The sequence below is a fragment of the Pantoea sp. CS_6 genome, from assembly GCF_041954745.1.
In the GTDB taxonomy this organism is placed as follows: Bacteria; Pseudomonadota; Gammaproteobacteria; order Enterobacterales; family Enterobacteriaceae; genus Pantoea; species Pantoea stewartii.
Map to the genome: position 1 here is coordinate 69,657 of NZ_JAVAYG010000008.1, position 21,050 is coordinate 90,706.

At 54.2% G+C, this 21,050-nt stretch carries 22 protein-coding genes; 13 read left to right on the forward strand and 9 right to left on the reverse strand.

Going from position 1 to position 21,050, the window contains the following annotated elements; genetic code table 11:
- Nucleotides 1–373: 373 nt before the first annotated feature.
- The 6 genes from cyoA to RAC90_RS13560 all read left to right on the forward strand — a co-directional run bounded on the left by cyoA (nt 374) and on the right by RAC90_RS13560 (nt 6,624).
- Nucleotides 374–1,300, forward strand: a complete 927-nt coding sequence (cyoA, locus tag RAC90_RS13535; RefSeq protein WP_033738657.1) for a cytochrome o ubiquinol oxidase subunit II — start codon at nt 374–376, stop codon at nt 1,298–1,300.
- 4 nt (nt 1,301–1,304) lie between these two features.
- On the forward strand, nt 1,305–3,287 hold the full coding sequence (gene cyoB, locus RAC90_RS13540) for a cytochrome o ubiquinol oxidase subunit I (protein WP_033738655.1): 1,983 nt from the start codon (nt 1,305–1,307) through the stop codon (nt 3,285–3,287).
- Nucleotides 3,287–3,898: a cytochrome o ubiquinol oxidase subunit III gene (locus RAC90_RS13545; protein WP_006117966.1), complete on the forward strand. Its 612-nt coding sequence runs from the start codon at nt 3,287–3,289 to the stop codon at nt 3,896–3,898. The genes cyoB and RAC90_RS13545 overlap by 1 nt, the downstream gene beginning before the upstream one ends.
- Nucleotides 3,898–4,227, forward strand: coding sequence for a cytochrome o ubiquinol oxidase subunit IV (locus RAC90_RS13550; RefSeq protein ID WP_006117967.1), 330 nt, complete (start codon nt 3,898–3,900; stop codon nt 4,225–4,227). Before RAC90_RS13545 ends, RAC90_RS13550 begins: the two co-directional genes overlap by 1 nt.
- A 12-nt stretch (nt 4,228–4,239) precedes the next feature.
- Nucleotides 4,240–5,127, forward strand: coding sequence for a heme o synthase (cyoE, locus tag RAC90_RS13555; protein ID WP_006117969.1), 888 nt, complete (start codon nt 4,240–4,242; stop codon nt 5,125–5,127).
- Between the two features lie 132 nt (nt 5,128–5,259).
- A complete protein-coding gene (locus RAC90_RS13560) occupies nt 5,260–6,624 on the forward strand; it encodes an MFS transporter (protein ID WP_006117970.1) in 1,365 nt (454 codons plus the stop codon).
- A gap of 237 nt (nt 6,625–6,861) precedes the next feature.
- On the opposite strand, the gene RAC90_RS13565 is transcribed toward RAC90_RS13560, so the two are convergent.
- A complete protein-coding gene (locus RAC90_RS13565; RefSeq protein ID WP_006117971.1) occupies nt 6,862–7,353 on the reverse strand; it encodes a YajQ family cyclic di-GMP-binding protein in 492 nt (163 codons plus the stop codon).
- A 133-nt stretch (nt 7,354–7,486) separates the two neighbouring features.
- Between RAC90_RS13565 and panE the strand changes: the two genes are divergently transcribed.
- Together panE and yajL are read left to right on the forward strand one after the other, a co-directional pair.
- On the forward strand, nt 7,487–8,407 hold the full coding sequence (gene panE / locus RAC90_RS13570; protein WP_033738652.1) for a 2-dehydropantoate 2-reductase: 921 nt from the start codon (nt 7,487–7,489) through the stop codon (nt 8,405–8,407).
- Complete coding sequence (gene yajL, locus RAC90_RS13575) at nt 8,361–8,960, forward strand: protein deglycase YajL (protein ID WP_006117973.1); 600 nt, start codon at nt 8,361–8,363, stop codon at nt 8,958–8,960. Before panE ends, yajL begins: the two co-directional genes overlap by 47 nt.
- A gap of 96 nt (nt 8,961–9,056) precedes the next feature.
- On the opposite strand, the gene thiI is transcribed toward yajL, so the two are convergent.
- Nucleotides 9,057–10,505 (reverse strand): tRNA uracil 4-sulfurtransferase ThiI, encoded by a 1,449-nt coding sequence (thiI, locus tag RAC90_RS13580; protein WP_375124446.1) that lies wholly within the window; start codon nt 10,503–10,505, stop codon nt 9,057–9,059.
- A 232-nt stretch (nt 10,506–10,737) separates the two neighbouring features.
- Between thiI and xseB the strand changes: the two genes are divergently transcribed.
- The 4 genes from xseB to RAC90_RS13600 all read left to right on the forward strand — a co-directional run bounded on the left by xseB (nt 10,738) and on the right by RAC90_RS13600 (nt 14,817).
- Nucleotides 10,738–10,980 carry an exodeoxyribonuclease VII small subunit gene (gene xseB / locus RAC90_RS13585; RefSeq protein ID WP_006117975.1) on the forward strand — a complete coding sequence of 81 codons (243 nt, stop codon included), beginning with the start codon at nt 10,738–10,740 and terminating at the stop codon, nt 10,978–10,980.
- A complete protein-coding gene (ispA, locus tag RAC90_RS13590) occupies nt 10,980–11,879 on the forward strand; it encodes a (2E,6E)-farnesyl diphosphate synthase (protein ID WP_033738647.1) in 900 nt (299 codons plus the stop codon). The genes xseB and ispA overlap by 1 nt, the downstream gene beginning before the upstream one ends.
- Before the next feature lie 19 nt (nt 11,880–11,898).
- Nucleotides 11,899–13,764 (forward strand): 1-deoxy-D-xylulose-5-phosphate synthase, encoded by a 1,866-nt coding sequence (gene dxs / locus RAC90_RS13595; protein WP_375124447.1) that lies wholly within the window; start codon nt 11,899–11,901, stop codon nt 13,762–13,764.
- A gap of 78 nt (nt 13,765–13,842) precedes the next feature.
- The gene (locus RAC90_RS13600) at nt 13,843–14,817 is read left to right on the forward strand and encodes an aldo/keto reductase (protein ID WP_375124479.1); all 975 of its coding nucleotides are present in this window, start codon (nt 13,843–13,845) and stop codon (nt 14,815–14,817) included.
- A 134-nt stretch (nt 14,818–14,951) separates the two neighbouring features.
- Here the strand turns inward: RAC90_RS13600 and pgpA are convergent, their stop codons facing one another.
- The 6 genes from pgpA to nrdR all read right to left on the reverse strand — a co-directional run bounded on the left by pgpA (nt 14,952) and on the right by nrdR (nt 19,024).
- The gene (gene pgpA, locus RAC90_RS13605; RefSeq protein WP_375093900.1) at nt 14,952–15,410 is read right to left on the reverse strand and encodes a phosphatidylglycerophosphatase A; all 459 of its coding nucleotides are present in this window, start codon (nt 15,408–15,410) and stop codon (nt 14,952–14,954) included.
- A gap of 25 nt (nt 15,411–15,435) precedes the next feature.
- Entirely contained in the window at nt 15,436–16,413 is a 978-nt protein-coding gene (gene thiL, locus RAC90_RS13610; RefSeq protein ID WP_054634408.1) for a thiamine-phosphate kinase, read from the reverse strand.
- A gap of 54 nt (nt 16,414–16,467) precedes the next feature.
- A complete protein-coding gene (nusB, locus tag RAC90_RS13615) occupies nt 16,468–16,887 on the reverse strand; it encodes a transcription antitermination factor NusB (RefSeq protein WP_006117983.1) in 420 nt (139 codons plus the stop codon).
- A gap of 19 nt (nt 16,888–16,906) precedes the next feature.
- Nucleotides 16,907–17,377 (reverse strand): 6,7-dimethyl-8-ribityllumazine synthase, encoded by a 471-nt coding sequence (gene ribE / locus RAC90_RS13620; protein ID WP_006117984.1) that lies wholly within the window; start codon nt 17,375–17,377, stop codon nt 16,907–16,909.
- A 90-nt stretch (nt 17,378–17,467) separates the two neighbouring features.
- Complete coding sequence (gene ribD / locus RAC90_RS13625) at nt 17,468–18,571, reverse strand: bifunctional diaminohydroxyphosphoribosylaminopyrimidine deaminase/5-amino-6-(5-phosphoribosylamino)uracil reductase RibD (RefSeq protein ID WP_375124448.1); 1,104 nt, start codon at nt 18,569–18,571, stop codon at nt 17,468–17,470.
- 3 nt (nt 18,572–18,574) lie between these two features.
- The gene (gene nrdR, locus RAC90_RS13630) at nt 18,575–19,024 is read right to left on the reverse strand and encodes a transcriptional regulator NrdR (RefSeq protein ID WP_006117986.1); all 450 of its coding nucleotides are present in this window, start codon (nt 19,022–19,024) and stop codon (nt 18,575–18,577) included.
- A gap of 457 nt (nt 19,025–19,481) precedes the next feature.
- On the opposite strand from nrdR, the gene RAC90_RS13635 reads away from it, so the two are divergent.
- Nucleotides 19,482–20,030 (forward strand): DUF3251 domain-containing protein, encoded by a 549-nt coding sequence (locus tag RAC90_RS13635; RefSeq protein ID WP_375124480.1) that lies wholly within the window; start codon nt 19,482–19,484, stop codon nt 20,028–20,030.
- 51 nt (nt 20,031–20,081) lie between these two features.
- Here RAC90_RS13635 and secF read toward each other — a convergent pair whose 3' ends face one another.
- Complete coding sequence (gene secF, locus RAC90_RS13640; RefSeq protein WP_006117989.1) at nt 20,082–21,050, reverse strand: protein translocase subunit SecF; 969 nt, start codon at nt 21,048–21,050, stop codon at nt 20,082–20,084.

A 21,050-nucleotide genomic window follows, 5' to 3' on the forward strand; every position in this document is an offset into this window, starting at 1 on the left:
CGTGTCAATTTACAAAAAATATTTTTATCATGTGTGCGCTTCGGGCAAGATATTTAAATCCGGTACGCAATTAATTAAGTTAAAAATTAGAGAAAAAATGATGCAATATTGTTAAATAATTGGGTATTAAAAGTCAGGGTTATTCCTTTCCTACTTTTGTTTAACCCCGCATCCATCTCTTTTTGTTATATTACTGCCAACTGCTTGTCCACGTTAATAATTTGTCACCGAGAACAACATCTGTGACACCCTTAGCAAAAGGTGTCAACATGGTTCTGACACATCCTTAAGCTGGTTTACACTGCATAAACCTTCCCGTAAAATGCGCGCACACTTAAACGACAATAGAGCCCTTTGTCATTGAGGTCGTTAAATGAGACTCAGTAAATACAATAAAAGTTTGGGGATTTTGTCATTAATCGCAGGCACTTTATTAATGAGTGGCTGCGATAATGCATTGTTAAATCCCAAAGGACAGATTGCGCTGGAGCAACGTTCGCTGATACTGACCGCTTTTGGTCTGATGATGATCGTCGTGATTCCTGCAGTCTTAATGGCCGTCGTGTTTGCCTGGAAATATCGGGCGTCGAACACGAATGCTAAGTACAGTCCTAACTGGTCACACTCCAATAAAGTGGAAGCTGTGGTCTGGACCATTCCGATCCTGATCATCGTTTTCCTTGGTGTACTGACCTGGAAATCAACCCATGCGCTGGAGCCAAGCAAACCCCTGGCCTCTGACGTGAAACCGGTTGAAATTGACGTCGTTGCTCTGGACTGGAAATGGTTATTCATTTATCCAGAACAAGGTATTGCGACAGTTAACCAGATTGCCTTCCCGGCAAACACCCCGGTTAACTTCAAAATCACCTCCAACTCCGTCATGAACTCCTTCTTTATTCCTACGCTCGGTAGCCAGATCTACGCGATGGCGGGCATGCAGACCAAACTGCACCTGATTGCCAACGAGCCAGGAACTTTCGACGGTATTTCCGCCAACTTCAGTGGTCGCGGTTTCTCTGGCATGAAGTTCAAAGCCATTGCAACCAAAGACGATGCGGAGTTCCAGCAGTGGGTTGCCAAAGTAAAAGCGGCACCTAACACGCTGATGACGATGGATGATTTCGAGAAAGTGGCTGTGCCAAGCGAAAATCACCCGGTGGAATATTTCTCTTCAGCTAATCCTGAACTGTTCTTGCAGGTCATTAACAAGTTCATGAATAGCCACGGGAAAATGGACATGTCTGAACACAAAGGCATGGACATGAGTCACACCGCTACCGCGGGAGCCGAGGAATAATACGATGTTCGGAAAATTAACTCTGGATGCAGTGCCCTACCATGAACCGATTATCATGGTTACGGTTGCCGGCATCATCATTGCAGGTCTGGCGATCGTCTCTGCCATCACCTACTTTGGTAAGTGGAAATATCTGTGGTCTGAATGGCTGACGTCAATCGACCATAAAAAACTGGGTATCATGTATATCATCATGGCGTTCGTCATGCTGCTGCGCGGCTTTGCTGACGCCGTGATGATGCGTACCCAACAGGTTCTGGCTTCCTCCGGGGAAGCAGGCATATTGCCCCCTCATCACTACGACCAGATCTTTACCGCTCACGGCGTAATCATGATCTTCTTCGTGGCGATGCCATTCGTGGTGGGTCTGATGAACATTGCCGTACCGTTGCAAATCGGTGCGCGTGACGTTGCCTTCCCGTTCCTGAACAACCTGAGCTTCTGGTTTACCGCAATCGGTGTGATTCTGGTTAACCTGTCTCTGGGTGTCGGCGAATTCGCGCAAACTGGCTGGCTGGCCTATCCACCGCTGTCGGGGGCAGAATACAGTCCCGGCGTGGGGGTGGATTACTGGATCTGGAGTCTCCAGCTTTCCGGTATTGGTACAACCCTGACCGGTATTAACTTCTTCGTGACCATTCTGAAGATGCGTGCGCCGGGCATGGACCTGTTCAAAATGCCCGTCTTTACCTGGGCTGCGCTGTGCACCAACGTCCTGATCATCGCTGCGTTCCCGGTTCTGACCGTGACTCTGGCGCTGTTGACACTTGATCGTTACCTCGACTTCCATTTCTTTACTAATGATATGGGCGGTAACATGATGATGTACGTCAACCTGATCTGGGTCTGGGGTCACCCAGAGGTGTACATTCTTGTTCTGCCGGTGTTTGGTGTCTTCTCCGAAGTCACGGCCACCTTCTCGAAAAAACGTCTGTTTGGTTATACCTCACTGGTCTGGGCGACCATCGCCATTACCGTGTTGTCGTTCATCGTCTGGCTGCACCACTTCTTCACCATGGGTGCCGGTGCCAACGTTAACGCCTTCTTCGGTATCATGACGATGATCATCGCGATTCCGACCGGGGTTAAAATCTTTAACTGGCTGTTCACCATGTATCAGGGTCGCATTCAGATGCACTCTGCGATGCTGTGGACCGTAGGCTTCCTGGTCACCTTCTCTGTGGGTGGTATGACCGGTGTTCTGCTGGCCGTTCCGGGCGCTGACTTTGTCCTGCACAACAGTCTGTTCCTGATTGCGCACTTCCATAACGTGATTATCGGTGGTGTGGTATTCGGTTGTATGGCGGGTGTGACCTACTGGTTCCCGAAAGCCTTCGGCTTTACCCTGAACGAAACTTGGGGCAAACGTGCTTTCTGGTTCTGGATCATCGGCTTCTTCGTTGCCTTTATGCCGCTGTACGCACTGGGCTTCATGGGAATGACCCGTCGTCTGAGCCAGGATATCGATCCTCAGTTCCACTCTCTGCTGGTTGTTGCAGCGGTAGGTGCGGGTCTGATTGCCTGCGGTATTATTTGTCAGCTGATCATGTTCTACGTGTCTGTACGTGACCGCGACCAGAACCGTGACCTGACTGGCGATCCGTGGGGTGGCCGTACGCTGGAGTGGGCAACCTCTTCACCACCGCCGTTCTATAACTTTGCTGTTATCCCGCATGTGCATGAGCGTGACGCTTTCTGGGAAATGAAAGAGAAAGGCGAAGCGTACAAGCAGCCGGCTAAATATGAAGAAATTCATATGCCGAAAAACAGCGGTGCTGCGATTGTTATTGCCGCGTTTGCGACCATCTTCGGTTTTGCGATGATCTGGCATATCTGGTGGCTGGCAGGTCTTACTTTCCTCGGCATGATCGTAAGCTGGATCGTGAAGAGCTTCGACGAAGACGTGGACTACTACGTTCCTGTTGCCGAAGTAGAGAAGATTGAAAAGCAGCACTTTGACGAAATCAGCAAAGCAGGTCTGAAATAATGTCAACTACCGTAAAACACCACCACGACGCCCATGCGGAGCATGGGCATCACGATGCAGGAGCCAATAAAGTCTTTGGCTTCTGGATCTACCTGATGAGTGACTGCATTATCTTTGCAACCCTGTTTGCGACCTATGCAGTTATGGTTAACAACACCGCCGGCGGCCCGGCAGGCAAAGATATCTTTGAACTGCCGTTCGTGCTGGTTGAAACCGCCCTGCTGTTATTAAGCTCCATCACCTACGGCATGGCTGTTATCGCCATGAACAAGGAAAACAAAGGCGCCGTTATCGGCTGGCTGGCGTTGACCTTCCTGTTTGGTGCGGGCTTTATCGGGATGGAAATCTATGAATTCCATCACCTGATTGCTGAAGGCTTCGGTCCAAACCGTAGTGGCTTCCTGTCCGGCTTCTTTACACTGGTCGGTACGCACGGTCTGCACGTGACCTCGGGTCTGATCTGGATGGCCGTGCTGATGTTCCAGATCGCGAAACGCGGTCTGAACGCCACTAACCGTACCCGTATCATGTGTCTGAGCCTGTTCTGGCACTTCCTGGACGTGGTTTGGATCTGCGTGTTTACCGTTGTTTATCTGATGGGAGCCATGTAATGAGTCATTCTGTTAACGAACATGGTGCATCACACGGTAGCGTGAAGTCTTACATGATCGGCTTCATCCTCTCTATCATCCTTACGGCAATCCCGTTCTGGATGGTAATGGATGGTAGTGCTTCTCATGGAACCATCCTCGGCGTTGTGCTGGTCTGTGCAGTCGTTCAGGTGCTGGTTCACCTGGTTTACTTCCTGCATCTGGACAGCAAATCTGAGGGCGGCTGGAACATGGTGGCCATTGTCTTCTCAGCAATCATTATCCTGATTGTTGTGGTTGGCTCACTGTGGATCATGTGGAACCTCAACTACAACATGATGCCCCACTAAAGAGTCTGTGTAATGTTTAAGCAATACCTGCAAGTTACAAAGCCAGGAATTATTTTCGGGAATTTAATTTCTGTGATTGGCGGATTTTTGCTGGCCTCTAAGGGCAGCATTGATTACGCCCTGTTTCTCACCTCACTGGTTGGCGTGTCGCTGGTGGTTGCGTCAGGTTGTGTCTTCAACAACGTGATTGACCGCGATATCGACATCAAGATGGAGAGAACCAGGAATCGGGTGCTGGTTAAAGGCCTTATCTCCGCGAAAGTAAGCCTGGTGTATGCCACTGTGTTGGGTATTGCTGGCTTTGCACTGCTGTATTTCGGTGCTAACCCGCTGGCCATGTGGCTGGCGGTGATGGGCTTCGTGGTATACGTTGGCGTTTACAGCCTGTATATGAAGCGTCATTCGGTTTACGGTACGCTGATTGGTAGCTTGTCTGGCGCTGCGCCGCCGGTGATTGGCTACTGTGCCGTGACCAATGAGTTTGATGCGGGCGCCCTGATCCTGCTGGCGATTTTTAGCCTGTGGCAGATGCCGCACTCCTATGCGATTGCTATCTTCCGCTTTAAGGATTACCAGGCTGCCAACATCCCGGTCTTACCGGTTGTGAAAGGCATCTCCGTGGCAAAAAATCATATTACGCTTTATATCCTGGCGTTTATGATTGCCACGCTGATGCTGACGCTGGGTGGCTATGCAGGCTATAAGTATCTGGTCGTTGCCGCTGCCGTCAGCGTCTGGTGGCTGGGCATGGCGCTGTCAGGTTATAAAACCTCAAACGATCGGGTTTGGGCACGTAAGCTGTTTGTCTTCTCCATCGTCGCCATCACCGCGCTGAGCGTGATGATGTCAGTGGATTTCATGACGCCTGCGTCAAAAGATTTGCTAACTTACGTGCGCTGATGTGTACCAAAACAGCATGAAACGGGCGCGATTTTCGCGCCCTTTCTTTTTGTTACGACTGCTTAAGAACTATTGTTTTACCCTTCCACTCTCCCTCCCTAAAATAAATGCAGCACATCAACAGAGGTAGGAATGAACGATAATAAAATGACTCCGGTGGAGCTGCGCGCCACATGGGGCCTTGGCACGGTCTTTTCCCTGCGTATGCTGGGAATGTTTATGGTCCTGCCGGTATTGACCACCTATGGCATGGCACTCCAGGGAGCGAGTGAAACCTTAATCGGTCTGGCCATTGGCATTTATGGCCTGGCTCAGGCCATTTTCCAGATCCCCTTTGGCCTGCTGTCCGATCGTATTGGACGCAAGCCTCTGATTGTGGGCGGCCTGCTGCTGTTTGTCCTTGGCAGCGTGATTGCCGCCAGCACGGAATCCATTTGGGGCATCATCCTTGGCCGGGCGTTGCAGGGTTCGGGCGCGATTGCGGCCGCCGTGATGGCGCTGCTGTCGGATTTAACGCGTGAACAGAACCGCACCAAAGCGATGGCGTTTATTGGCATCAGTTTTGGCGTTACCTTTGCGATTGCGATGGTGGTGGGACCGATTGTGACCCACGCGCTGGGCCTGCATGCGCTGTTCTGGATGATCGCAACGCTGGCGACGCTGGGTATTCTCATTACGCTTTGGGTGGTCCCCTCCTCCACTCAGCATGTCCTGAACCGTGAGTCGGGCATGGTGCGCGGCAGCTTTAAAAAAGTGCTGGCCAACCCGCGCCTGGTAAAACTGAATCTTGGCATCTTCTTTTTGCATATCCTGTTGATGTCGAGCTTTGTTGCGCTGCCCGACCAGTTTGAACAGGCGGGATTACCGCCATCAGAACACTGGAAGGTCTATTTAACGACCATGCTGATCGCCTTTGCGGGCGTCGTGCCTTTTATCATTTATGCAGAAGTGAAGCGCAAAATGAAGCGCGTCTTTGTCGGCTGTGTCGGCATGATGGTCATCGCAGAAATTGTTTTATGGGGCGCGCAGGGCCATTTCTGGACGCTGGTGCTCGGCGTACAGCTCTTCTTCCTCGCCTTTAACCTGATGGAAGCCATCCTGCCTTCCCTGGTCAGTAAGGAATCGCCTGCCGGTTACAAAGGGACAGCAATGGGGCTTTACTCCACCAGCCAGTTTCTGGGCGTTGCGATCGGCGGAAGCCTGGGCGGTTGGGTGTTCGGTCATTTTGATGCGCAAACTGTGTTTATGGTGGGAGCGATTGTGGCGGCAATCTGGCTGTTCGTCAGTATGACCATGCAGGAACCGCCCTACGTCAGCAGTCTGCGCATTGTGCTGAGTGATGCGGCGCTGGCAGTACCGAATCTGGAGAAGCGCCTGAAGGCCCAGCCTGGAGTGAACGCGGTGCTGATCGTACCGGAAGAAAAAAGCGCTTACATTAAGATCGACAGTAAGATCACCAGCCGACCGGAGCTTGAAGCCCTTATCGGCGGTGGCTAATCCCCTGCCCTCACCGGGTTTGTTGTCTTTGACAAACCCGGTTCCTCCCGTTTATCCCCGCGCAAAATGCGTCCCTCTGGTCACGCAATTTACGTCACGGACATCAGCACCTTGCAGGGCAAAAGCGTTGCTGTCGCGGAAGGGGATCAGTGACAGCCAGACTGGTGTCACAGTCAGGCTGCCAACCCGACAGGATGCCTCAGAGGGCATCCTGTGCTCACGTGCTGAGTGGAGGGATTAATCGCGGAAGTTTTTGAACTGGAAAGGCTGGCCCAGGTTGCCATTACGCACCAGCGCCATTGCGCCCTGTAAATCATCACGAGACTTACCCGTTACGCGCAGAGATTCGCCCTGAATCTGCGTCTGCACTTTCAGCTTGCTGTCTTTAATCAGCTTCACCAGCTTTTTCGCGACGTCGCTTTCAATGCCTTTTTTCATTTTGGCATCCACGCTCCAGCTTTTGCCGCTGTGTTCAATCTCTTCTGGTACTTCCAGCGCCGCGCCTTCAATACCGCGCTTGAGCATTTTCTCGCGCAGGATATCCACCAGCTGCTTTACCTGAAAATCCGATTCACTGATGACCTTAATGGTTTCATTTTTTTCATTGAGTTCGTAACTGGCAGTGACGTTGCGAAAATCAAAACGCGTCGACAGTTCACGGTTAGCATTCTCTACTGCGTTGCGAACTTCCTGCATGTCGACTTCTGAAACGATATCGAAAGATGGCATCTCTTCTTCTCCTGAGGCTAAACTGGCATGCATAATACGCGTCTTACGGCACTAAATAAAATCGCACTGTGTAGCGCTATACTTAACTCATTGCCACAGCGCATAAATAATAAGCCCGCGAGCGGGAGGCAGCATGAAAATAACCGTATTAGGATGTGGCGCATTGGGCCAGGTGTGGCTCACCGCTCTTGCCCATTGCGGGCACGATGTTCAGGGCTGGTTACGCGTACCTCAGCCCTACTGCTCAGCGAATGTAATCGATCCGCTGGGGCGCGTGACGAACCGGACCTTCATTGCCAACGATCCGCTGTTTTTGGCGCAGAGCCAGCTGCTGTTGGTGACGCTGAAAGCCCCGCAGGTATCAACGGCCGTAAAAAATCTGGAAAGCGTGATGTCAGAAAACTGCCCGGTTTTGCTGTTGCACAATGGCATGGGCACGCTTGGCGAATTAAAAGGTCTGACGCAGCCGCTGTTACGCGGTATCACCACGCACGCCGCAATGCGGGATGGCACGGTCATTAAGCACGTCGCCACGGGCGTCACCCATATTGGTCCCGGCAACCGTAAAAGCGAGCACTGGAGTGAGGTCGCCGATGTGCTGCACGAAGCGCTGCCCGATGTCGCCTGGCATGACAATATCCGGGCGGCCTGCTGGCGTAAGCTGGCGGTAAACTGTGTGATCAACCCACTCAGCGTGGTTTACGACTGTCAGAATGGCGCACTGCGTCAGCATCAGGCCGACATCATCACCTTATGTGACGAAATCAGTTGGGTTATGGAGCGTGAAGGCCAGTCCGTGGCCAGCCAGAGCCTGCAGGATCAGGTGCTGAATGTGATTGAGACGACCGCCGCCAACACCTCATCAATGCTGCAGGATATACGCGCTCAGCGACTGACGGAAATTGAATACATCACCGGCTTTCTGCTGCGTCGCGCACGCACTCACGGCTTAGTGTTACCTGAAAACACCCGGCTGTACGACATGATTAAACGCAAGGAGTCTTATTATGGGCGCGAACGCCTCGGTACTGGTCTGTCTGGCTCATGGCAGTGAAGAGACGGAAGCCGTTACCACACTCGATCTGCTGGTCCGTGGCGGGATAAAGACGGTGACCGCCAGCGTGGAAAGCGATGGCTGCCGTGAAATCGTCTGTTCGCGCGGCGTTCGCCTGCTGGCCGACGTCCCGCTGGTCGAGGTGGCGGACAACGCCTACGATGCCATTGTCCTGCCCGGCGGACTAAAAGGAGCCGAGACATTTCGTGACAGTCCGCTGTTGGTTGAAACCGTACGCCAGTTTCATTTGTCAGGACGTATTGTTGCGGCCATCTGCGCAGCCGCTGGCACGGTACTGGTGCCGCATAACCTGTTTCCGGTCGGCAATATGACAGGGTTCCCCGGTTTAAAGTCCACCATACCGGAAGAGAAATGGATGGAACGTCGTGTCGTCTGGGATCCGCGAGTCAATTTGCTCACCAGTCAGGGACCGGGCACGGCGATGGATTTTGCGCTGAAATTAATTGATTTGCTAGCAGGCAGTGATAAAGCACGTGAGGTCGCGGCACAACTGGTGCTGGCGCCGGGTATTTACGACTATCAGGCCAGTTAAGTCGCCGGTTCAGACGCCTGCCGGACGCTCTGTGCTCGTCTTGCCCTGGTATGCAAGGCGAGCACAGGGGGAAGCGGTCAGTGACCGCTATGCGGATTACGGACGATATACCTTCACGTTTTTAAACCCCTGCTCATGCAGATAGAGCGCCTGTAATTTACTCATCACACCGCGATCGCAGTACAACAGCCAGGTTTTGTTCTGATCAAGGTCGCCAAACTGCGTACTGAGTTTGTAGAAAGGCATCGACTTCACCTCCGTTCCCGCCAGCTGTAGCGGTTTGTCTTCCTGCTCATCCACCGAGCGGATATCCAGCACGCTGTCGTTTTCGTTCAGCAAGCCGACCGTCTCGACCTCAACCACCTCTTCCTGCGTCTGCTCCGCGATTTCGCGAATATCCACATTGGTCGCCTCGGCCACCATACGTTCCAGAATCGCGAAATCAAACTGGCTTTCTTCGGCTTCGATTTTGCCTTTTACCGCTTTGACCGTCGGGCTTTTCGAAATCACGCCACAATATTCCGGCATGGTGCTGGCAAAGTCTTCGGTGCCGATTTCACGCGCCACTTTAATAATGTGCTCTTTGTCGTGAGAAATCAGCGGGCGCAAAATCAACGTATCGGAGGCATTGTCGATCAGTCGCAGATTGGTCAGCGTCTGGCTGGAGACCTGCCCCACCGCTTCGCCTGTGACCAGGGCCTGTACGCCATAACGTTCCGCCACCATTGAGGCTGCACGGACCATCATACGTTTCAGCACCACGCCCATTTGACCGTCGTCGATTTTTTCTAAAATTTCGCCGACAACTGGCTCAAAGTTGATTGCCACAAAACGTACACGGTGCGAACGGCCAAAGCGGTTCCACAGATAATGGGCGACCTGACGTACGCCGATTTCATGTGCCGCGCCGCCCAGGTTAAAGAAGCAGTAGTGAACGCGGCTGCCACGACGCATCAGCATGTAGCTGGAAACGCCGGAGTCAAATCCACCTGAGATCAGCGACAGCACATCTTCCTGGGTACCAATCGGGAAGCCGCCCAGCCCTTCATAGCGTGCGGTGACCAGCGTTAAGCGGTTTTCTTCCACTTCGAGGTTAACCGTCACCTCAGGTTTCTTAAGCTGAACGGTGGCGCTGGCGATGTGCTGATTTAGCCCGCCGCCAACATAGCGCTCGACGTCCTGCGAACTGAAGCTGTGTTTGCCACGGCGCTTAACCCGCACGCAAAAGGTTTTGTTTTCCAGGCTGTCGCGATACTGTGCCAGCGTCTGCTCGAAAATATCGTGGATGTCGGTATATTCGCGCTCTTCAACCGCAAGGACATGATGAATACCCGGGATGCGCATCAGCTCATCGGGAATAATCTTCCGCATGGCTTCATCTTTGCAGCGCACTTCAATATGATCCCAAAAACGCACCACCGCGATCTCATCGCTGACCGTTTTGAGCACGTTGCGGATATTACTGGCAAGAATCTTAATAAAGCGCAGACGCACCGACTGACTCTTGATGGTGATTTCAGGAAATAACTTGACGATAAACTTCATGGCAATACAGCTTCGTTGGGCAAATAAGTGCTAAAACAGGCTGCACTTAGCTGGTAAGATCATAAAATTGCGGGGTGACAGGCGCATCCGCATCCGAGGCGCGAGAGTATATCACCTTTACCCGGTGACTGCTTCTGCAACAGCATGCACATTGATTATTTTGCTAATCATTCTCTCTCAGCTACCATGACCGATTGCAAGATAACGTTCCAACCGTGAGTCGACACGAAATATGCCGAAAAAAGCCGAACAGCCAGCCAGCTTTGAAACGTCATTGCAGCAGCTGGAGCAGATTGTTAATCGTCTGGAAAGTGGTGAACTGCCGTTGGAAGACGCCCTGAATGAATTTGAGCGCGGCGTGCAGTTAGCGCGCAATGGCCAGCAAACGTTGCAGCAAGCCGAGCAGCGCGTGCGCATTCTCCTCAGCGACGATAACGATGCCGATCTCTCCTCTTTCACGCCGGAAAACAACTAATGGATTTTCCTGAACTGCTCAATGCGTATCACCAGCAGGTGAATCACGCGTTGATGGGCTACCTGGATGCCCTCCCTTTTCAGAGTTCTCCTCTGGTGAATGCCATGCAGTATGGGGCACTATTAGGCGGCAAACGCATGCGCCCGTTTCTGGTTTACGCAACCGGCACCATGCTCAATGCGAATAAAGCCAGTCTCGATGTGCCTGCAGCGGCTGTCGAATGTATTCACGCCTATTCACTGATTCATGACGATTTGCCGGCAATGGACGATGATGCGTTACGTCGTGGGCAACCGACCTGCCACATCAAATATGGCGAAGATACCGCCATTCTTGCCGGTGATGCGCTACAAACGCTGGCCTTTTCTATTCTGGCCGACCAGCCCATGCCGGGCGTGAGTGCGGAATACCGCCTCGCTATGCTGTCAGAGCTGGCCAGGGCCAGCGGCGTAGCGGGTATGTGCGGCGGGCAGGCGCTGGATCTGGCGGCAGAAGGTCAGTCTGTCGATCTTCATCAACTGGAACAGATCCATCGTCACAAAACGGGGGCGTTGATTCGCTCAGCCGTGCGACTCGGTGCCTTTGCTGCCGGCGACGCGGGCCGTGAAGCGCTGCCGTATCTTGACCGCTATGCGGATGCCATCGGCCTGGCCTTTCAGGTGCAGGATGACATCCTGGATGTGACGGGCGACACAGCCGTTATCGGAAAACGTCAAGGTGCCGATCAAGATCTTGGAAAAAGCACCTATCCTTCATTGATGGGTCTGGATAATGCCCGGATTAAGGCACTGGATTTATACCAGGAAGCCGTGGATGCTTTGCACATGCTCTCTGCAAAATCCTATGACACCTCTGCCCTGAAGGCGCTGGCGAGCTTCGTAATTGAACGCGATAAATAACTTCCATGATGAGTCACTGATGAGTTTTGATACTACAAAATACCCGACACTGGCGCAGGCAGAAACGGTACAGGCACTACGTGCCCTGCCTAAAGAAAAATTGCCTGCGCTCTGCAATGAGCTGCGCCAGTATTTATTAGACAGCGTGAGCCGCTCAAGCGGCCATTTTGCGTCGGGCCTGGGCGTGGTCGAGCTGACGGTGGCGCTGCATTACGTCTATAACACACCGTTCGACCACCTCGTGTGGGACGTCGGTCATCAGGCTTATCCGCATAAAATTTTAACCGGCCGCCGCGATCGCATTGGATCGATTCGGCAAAAGAATGGCGTGCACCCCTTTCCGTGGCGGGGAGAAAGTGAATACGACGTCCTGAGCGTCGGTCACTCCTCTACCTCCATCAGTGCCGGGCTGGGCATGGCTGCTGCGGCCGAACGGGAAGGTAAAGGGCGCCGTACCGCCTGTATTATCGGCGACGGTGCCATCACCGCAGGCATGGCCTTTGAGGCCATGAACCATGCGGGCGATATTAAACCCGATATGCTGGTTATCCTGAACGACAACGAAATGTCGATTTCTGAAAACGTCGGGGCGCTGAATAACCGCCTGGCACAGATTTTATCGGGTAAGACCTACGCGCGTCTGCGCGAAGGAGGCAAGCGCGTACTGACCGGCCTGCCGCCGATTAAAGAGTTAGTAAAACGCACCGAAGAACACCTGAAAGGCATGGTGGTGCCGGGCACCCTGTTTGAAGAACTGGGGTTCAATTACATCGGACCGGTCGATGGTCATGATGTCCTGACGCTGGTGAATACGCTGACGAATATGCGTAGCCTGAAAGGCCCGCAGTTCCTGCATATTATGACGAAAAAGGGTAAAGGTTATGCCCCGGCAGAGCAGGATCCGATCACCTGGCATGCGGTGCCCAAATTTGATGTCGCCAGCGGCGAACTGCCTAAGAGCGCCGAAGGATTGCCGAGTTATTCGAAGATCTTCGGTAACTGGCTGTGCGAAACGGCGGCTGACGACGCGAAGCTGATGGCGATTACGCCCGCCATGCGCGAAGGGTCGGGTATGGTAGGATTCTCCCGCAAGTATCCCAACCAGTATTTTGACGTTGCCATTGCCGAACAGCACGCCGTGACCTTTGCGGCGGGCCTGGCCATTGGGGGCTATAAACCGGTTGTTGCGATTTACTCTACCTTCCTGCAGCGCGCCTACGATCAGGTTATTCACGATGTCGCGATTCAGAAGCTTCCGGTCCTGTTCGCGATTGACCGTGGCGGCATCGTTGGGGCCGACGGCCAGACGCATCAGGGTGCCTTTGATCTCGCCTATCTGCGCTGCATTCCGGATATGGTCATCATGACGCCGAGCGATGAGGACGAATGCCGCCAGATGCTTTATACCGGCTATCACTATCAGGCGGGTCCGGCTGCCGTGCGTTATCCACGCGGAACCGGCACTGGCGTTGCTCTGACGCCACTGCAAAGCCTGCCGCTGGGCAAAGGTGTGGTTAAACGTCGGGGCGAAAAGCTGGCGATCCTTAACTTCGGTACACTGCTGCCTGAAGCCAGCCACGTTGCCGAAGCGCTGAACGCCACCCTGGTGGATATGCGTTTTGTTAAACCGCTGGATGAAGCGTTAATTACCGAACTGGCCGCACAGCATGAGTCGTTGATTACGCTGGAAGAAGGCGCGATTAAGGGCGGCGCAGGCAGCGGCGTCAACGAGTTCGTGATGGCGAAACGTCTGGGCATTCCCGTTCTCAATATTGGCCTGCCTGATGAATTCATTCCCCCGGGCACGCAGGAAGAGATGCGTCACGACTACCACCTGGACGCAGACGGTATTCAGCAGCAAATCAGTCACTGGCTGGCGCAGTAGTTCCCCTCCCCCGCTCTCTGCGGAGAGCGGTATTCCTGCTATGCTTAATTCCCCTGGAAGGACATAGCAGGAGTCATGATGAAAACCGTTCCACTCGCGAATACTGATTTAAAAGTTTCCCAGCTCTGCCTGGGCTGTATGACATTTGGTGAGCCCACCCGCGGTAAACATGCCTGGACACTGCCTGAAGAAAGCAGCCGACCGCTTATCAGGCAGGCGCTGGAGGCCGGGATTAACTTCTTCGACACCGCTAACAGCTATTCAGACGGCAGTAGTGAGGAGATTCTGGGGCGAGCGCTCAGGGATTTCGCCCGCCGCGAGGAGGTCGTGGTCGCCACCAAAGTCTATTTCCCGCTGAGTAATCTGTCACAAGGCCTGTCCCGTAAAAACATTCTGCAATCCATTGATGACAGCCTGCAACGGCTGGGCATGGAGTATGTCGATCTGCTGCAGATTCACCGCTGGGACTATGACACGCCGCTCGAAGAAACCCTGTCGGCACTTGATGAGGTGGTGAGATTCGGCAAAGCACGTTATATCGGCGCCTCATCCATGCACGCCAGTCAGTTTGCACAGGCCTTAACCATGCAGGCAGAACAGGGCTGGGCACGCTTCGTCAGCATGCAGGATCAGTACAACCTGATTCAGCGCGAAGAAGAACGTGAGATGCACCCGCTGTGCCAGCGTGAAAACGTTGCGGTCCTGCCATGGAGTCCACTGGCACGCGGTAAGCTCACCCGGCCATGGGGCGAAACCACCGCCCGCTCCGTTTCTGATGAGGTGATGAGCACGCTCTATGCTTCAACGGAGGAAAACGATGCGGCGATTGCGGCGCGCCTGGCGCAGGTAGCAGCCGACAAAGGCGTAACGCGAGCGCAGGTCGCACTGGCGTGGTTACTGAGCAAACCGGTGGTGACAGCGCCCATCATTGGCGCCTCTCGTGCAGAGCAGTTTGCTGAGCTGGTGGAAGCCGTGAACGTTGACCTGACAACGCAGGATATTGCCGCCCTGGAAAGTGAATATCAGCCTCACCCGGCCACCGGCTATCAGTGATACCAACGCAGCGTGTTCACAGGCGTGACGCGCTCATTCGGCCCGGCCGGGAGAGAATAATGGTGAGACAACCGTACGCCGGTATTTCGGCTACGGTTGCAAAACGGTGATGATAAGGGGCGCAGGACGAACGCTTAACCGGCGAGATAAACCCCGGCACCATAAAGGATGGCTGCAGCAATAATGCCCGCAATAATGTCATCGACCATAATGCCCATGCCGCCATGCACGTTACGGTCGAACCAGCGAATCGGCCAGGGCTTCCAGATATCCAGCACGCGGAACAGCACAAAACCGGCCACCACCCACTGCCAGCTGTTCACCGGAATGGCCATCAGCGTAATCCACATCCCGATAAACTCATCCCAGACAATGCTGCCGTGATCGTGAACGCCCATGTCTTTGGCGGTGCGATGGCAAAGGTACACGCCCACGCTGATGCCTAGCAGCACGACCAGCGAATACAGATCGTGCGGAAGCAGGGTCAGCAGACACCAAAAAGGAATGGCGGCCAGCGATCCCACTGTACCGGGCATAACCGGGCTGAGCCCACTGCCAAAACCGGTCGCCAGTAAATGCCAGGGATTACGCATCCGCAGACGACCTTTGGCGATATGTTTATCTGATGTCAAAATGGTCGAATCCTTTAAAACGCACATCTGTCGGTTTGCCGTTTTCGAGCAGTGACAATCCTTCTGACTCGGGCGCCATCTGCCCAATACAGGTATAAGGCACGCCAAGATGTCCCAGCGCCACGTCCAGTGCACCCCGATTCACTTCCGGCACACTGAAGCACAGCTCATAGTCTTCGCCGCCGCTGAGCGCCCAGCGCAGCACCTGTGACGCATCAAAATTGTCACGCAGTGCCGGGGACAGCGGAAGCGCGTCAAGGTTGATACGTGCCCCGCAGCCGCTGGCTTTCAGCACATGACCTATATCAGAAATCAGCCCGTCTGAGATATCGATAGCGGAAGAGGCCAGCGAACGCAGTGACTGCCCCTGTAACACGCGCGGCATGGGCCGCAGGTGACGTTTAATCAGGGCTTCATGAATGGCCGGATCGTCAATGCGGCAGTGATGCTGCAGCAACGCCAGCCCGGCCGCGCTGTCGCCCAATGTACCGGTGACATAGATCCAGTCGCCGGGTTTTGCGCCCGAACGCTTTAACGCTTTGCCGTGAGGAATCAGCCCATGAATACCCAGCGTCAGGCTGAGAGGCCCCCGCGTCGTGTCTCCCCCCACCAGCTGCATATCGTAATATTCCAGCAGGTCAAACAGGCTTTCGCTGAAGCTGCTCAGCCAGCTTTCATTCACATCCGGCAAGGTCAGCGCCAGGGTTAGCCAGGCAGGATCGGCACCCATCGCGGCCAAATCGCTCAGATTCACCGCCAGTGATTTATAGGCTAAATCTGCAGGATGGATCGTGGGCAGGAAGTGGATACCGGAAACCAGCGTATCGGTGCTGACCGCCAGCGTTTGCTTTTCGGGCACGCTCAGCAGCGCGCAATCGTCGCCGATGCCGAGTTCGACATCACGGCGGCTACGCGTTCTGCGATTGAAGTAGCGTGCGATGAGTTCAAATTCACCACATGACATAATTGCGTTCCGCTTAACCATTAATGAAAAAGGCCGGTAAGCCGGCCTTATTGATTATTTGCGTTGGGGTCGAATTTGCGGACCGGCTTTATCCAGCACACCGTTGACAAATTTATGGCTGTCTTCAGCGCCAAATACTTTCGCCAGTTCGATACCTTCGTTAATGGCCACTTTATAAGGCACATCAGAACGCTTGCTCAGTTCATACAGCGACACACGCAGAATGGCTTTTTCCACCTGCCCCAGTTCTTCTAACTGGCGCGACAGATAGGGTTGCATCAATCCATCCAGGTACGCGCTGTTGGTCGCCACACCGGCCAGCAGTTCGCGGAAATAAGTAATATCGACGTCTTTAACGTCCTGTTCCGCCAGAAACTGGTATTCCACATCGGCAATGTCGTTGTTAGACAACTGCCAGGAGTAAAGCGCCTGGACAGCGCACTCACGGGCGCGACGGCGAGCAGCAGGTTTCACAAAATTCCCCTTACAAAAATCAGGCTTTAATGGCTTTCAATACGTTGATCATTTCAAGTGCGGTCAGGGCCGCTTCGGCACCTTTGTTACCCGCTTTGGTTCCAGCACGCTCAATGGCCTGCTCGATATTTTCGGTTGTCAGTACGCCGAATGCCACAGGAATATCGCTGTCCATGGCAACACTGGCAATGCCCGAGCTGGCTTCACCCGCGACGTATTCGAAGTGCGCCGTGCCACCGCGAATCACGGTACCCAGCGCAATCACGGCATCATGTTTGCCGGTTTTAGCCAGCGCACGCGCGGCCAGCGGCAGTTCGTAAGCACCCGGTACCCAGACGACAGTGATATTGTCATCGTTGACCTGGCCGATACGCTTCAGGGCATCCACAGCGCCGTCTAACAGGCTCTCGTTGATAAAGTTGTTAAAACGCGCGATAACGATGGCAATTTTTGCTTCTGGCGTTGCAACGGCAGCTTCGATAACTTTCATACACATCCTTTCAGGGGTTTGTTTAGCCCCGCGCAGGGGGGCGGATTCTAACATACTCTTTGGCGGCGTGCTCTCGCTTTTCCGCCTCTGTTATTGCGGTATCAGGGTCAGACGGAGATCGCTGCCGACCTGACGCACGTCGCTGAAGGCAAAAACCGGCGCGTCAGCCAACTGCGTCAGACCCGTAAGCTGACACAAACCGCGCGCGTCATTACCCAGTAATTTCGGTGCCATATACACAATGAGTTCGTCAACCAGACCGGCCTGAAGCAGTGCCCCTGCCAGCGTGGCACCGGCTTCGACCCAGACGCTGTTAATCTGGCGCTGGCCCAGCACCATCATCAGCGCCACTAAATCCAGTTGGCTGTCGCGTAAAGGAACCGGAATTTGCGTCACCGAGTCAGGCCAGCGCTGAGTGTCGGCCTGCTGTCGCATCAGCCAGGTTTCGCCCAATTGTTCTATAAGTTTGTGCTGCGGTGTTACGCGATTCTGGCTGTCGACGATGACGCGTACCGGCTGGCGTAAGGTCTGCGCATCAACCAGGCGCTGACTGTCGCTGTCCAGTTCAGCCCAGCGTACGGTCAGGGAAGGATCGTCGGCCAGCACCGTTGCGCTGCTGCTGAGAATGGCGGCGCTCTGCGCTCGCAAACGCTGGACATCGCGTCGGGCAGCCGGCGAGGTGATCCACTGGCTTTCGCCACTCGCCATGGCGGTGCGGCCATCCAGTGATGCCCCCAGTTTAAGCTGTATCCAGGGGAAGCCGGTCCGCATGCGTTTCAGGAATCCCCGGTTCAGGGCTTCCGCTTCCTGCATCATCAGTCCGTGGCTGACTTCAATGCCCGCCTGCTGCAGTCGATGTAATCCCCGTCCGGCGACCTGCGGATTGGGATCCTGCATCGCGGTCACGACGCGTTTTACACCGGCCTCAATAAGCGCGTCGCAACACGGCGGCGTGCGCCCGTGATGACTGCATGGCTCCAGCGTCACATAGGCTGTCGCCCCACGCGCACGCGCACCGGCCATGCGCAGGGCATGCACTTCCGCATGCGGTTCTCCGGCGCGCTGGTGCCAGCCTTCGCCAACAATGTCGCCATCGCGTACAATGACGCAACCAACATTAGGGTTTGGCCTGGTAGTAAAACGTCCGCGCCGCGCCAGTACCAGCGCGCGCGCCATATAACGTTCATCGGTCATGATTTAATCCTGTAATCTGGCAATCTCTTCGCCAAAATCACGCACGTCCTCAAAGCTGCGATAAACAGATGCAAAGCGAATATAGGCCACTTTATCGAGTTTTTTTAGCTCGTCCATGACCAGGTTACCGATCAGCTTGCTGGGAATTTCACGTTCACCCGTCGCACGCAACTGCGTTTTGATATGGCTCACCGCACTCTCTACGGCATCCGCACTGACCGGGCGTTTCTCCAGCGCTTTCATCATGCCGCTGGCAAGTTTGTCTTCATTGAAAGGTTCACGCACGTCGTTGCTTTTCACCACGCGTGGCATGACCAGCTCAGCGACTTCAAACGTAGTAAATCGCTCATGGCACACCAGACACTGACGACGGCGCCGCACTGACGAACCCTCACTGACCAGACGAGAATCAATCACTTTTGTGTCTACAGCGGAGCAGAATGGGCAATGCATGATGTTTCCTGACACGAGATAATTGGGCCGTACAGTGTAGCGCGAACTGCAAGTCAACAAAATCGATTCCCGTGCTTTACCCTGCCCGCTTCACAGACCGGATGGGAAATGCCCGCCCGCGTAAAACCCGCTACGCTTAAAGCGCTCAGGGCAAAAAGCGGACAAAGTAGCCACGTTCGTGCCGATACGGGGTACTGCATCACCGGATACCTGCGCCACTGCGCTGGCCAGATGCCCGATATCAACCTGTTTCACCTTGCATCATTACGCGTAACGCGAGGTGAAATCGGCACGCCAGCGGCTACGGCATTTTATCGCTCAGGGAAAGGCAATTTCAGAGCACACTTAAGGTAATCGGCGTGATTTCAGTTCAGGCTTCAACGCCATAAGCGGATGCTGATGGGTCCCGCGACAAGGGGCAGTTATTACGTCATTTGAATAAAGGATAAAAAACATGATGAACAGGATGGTTTGGGCACCCGCGGCCCTCTCACTGGTTCTGCTAAGTGGTTGCAGCACCCCAGCCCAGCCGCAGGTGAAACAACTGCACCGGGAAGTCAGTCAGCTTAATCAGCAGATGCAGCAACTCACCAGCCAGGCAAGTGCGGTTGAAATTCAGGGGCAGCTGAACGCCCATTCACAGCAGGGCGCATGGCTGTTGCCGCAGGCAAACACGCCCGTGGCACTTCAAACGCAGGTTGGCACGCTGCGCCTGTCGCTCGCACGCATTGAGGCCGAGGCTGGCGGTACGCATGCTGACCTGACGCTTCGCACACAAGACAATTCACCGCTGCCCGGACTGCATGTGACAGTAGTCTGGGGCCAGCTCGATCCCGCAACCGGTAAGCCACTTGAGGCCGACAGCCTGACGCAAACCCTCAGGGTTCCCGCCTCACTGACGCCACGCAGTTCGGTCACCGTACCATTACGGTTAAAGGGTGTGACGCCGGAGCAACTGGGTTATGTTCGAATTCACCAGATGATCGCAGATACGTCCAGGCCCTGAAAACAAAAAAGCCGCCAGATTACGCTGGCGGCTTTTTTTATCGTACCAATACTACGGCAGGATCGAAGGCTGATCGGCGCCCTCTTTCTCCACTTTCTGTACCAGCATATGTTCGCGTTTCATGCCCAGCTTCAGCGCCAGTGCTGAAGAAACGTAGATCGACGAAACGGTACCGATGGTGACACCAATCAGCATGGTCAGTGAGAAGCCTTTCAGCAGCGCACCACCAAAGATGAACAGGATCAGGATCATCGCCAGCGTAGTCAGGGAGGTGATCAGGGTACGGCTTAACGTCTGCGTCAGGGACACGTTCGTAATGTCATAAGAGGAGCCGCGACGGATCTTGCGGAAGTTCTCACGAATACGGTCCGAGACCACGATTTTATCGTTCAGGGAGTAACCGATGACCGACATCAGCGAGGCCACAATCGTAAGGTCAATCTCGACCCGGAACAGCGACAGCAGTCCACAGGTGATAATGACGTCATGCGCCAGCGCCAAAACCGTACCCAGTGCCAGACGCCACTCAAAGCGAATACCGATATAAATCAGAATCGCAATCAGTGCCGACAGCAGGGCTAACGCCCCGGCCTGCGCCAGATCGCTGCCCACGCTCGGTCCGACAAACTCGATACGTTTGACCGTCGCGTTTTGCTGCGTCGTCTGGTTGATAACCGTTACCACTTTATTACCCAGCTCGGTTCCCGCAGGCCCGGTGACCGGCGGCATGCGCACCATCACATCGCGGCTGCTACCGAAATTCTGGATCAACGGTTCCTGGAACCCGGACTTCACCAGCGCACCGCGGATGGCGTCGAGATCGGCCGGTTTCTCCAGATTGATCTCAATGACCGTACCGCCGGTGAAATCGAGCCCCCAGTTAAAACCGCGTACGCCAACAATGGCAATCGAGATGATGATTAACAGTCCCGAAATGATGAATGCCAGCGTATCCCAGCGCATAAAGTCAACGACTTTACGGCCGTGGTTTAACTGCTCAATGTTATATTCCTGTGCCAC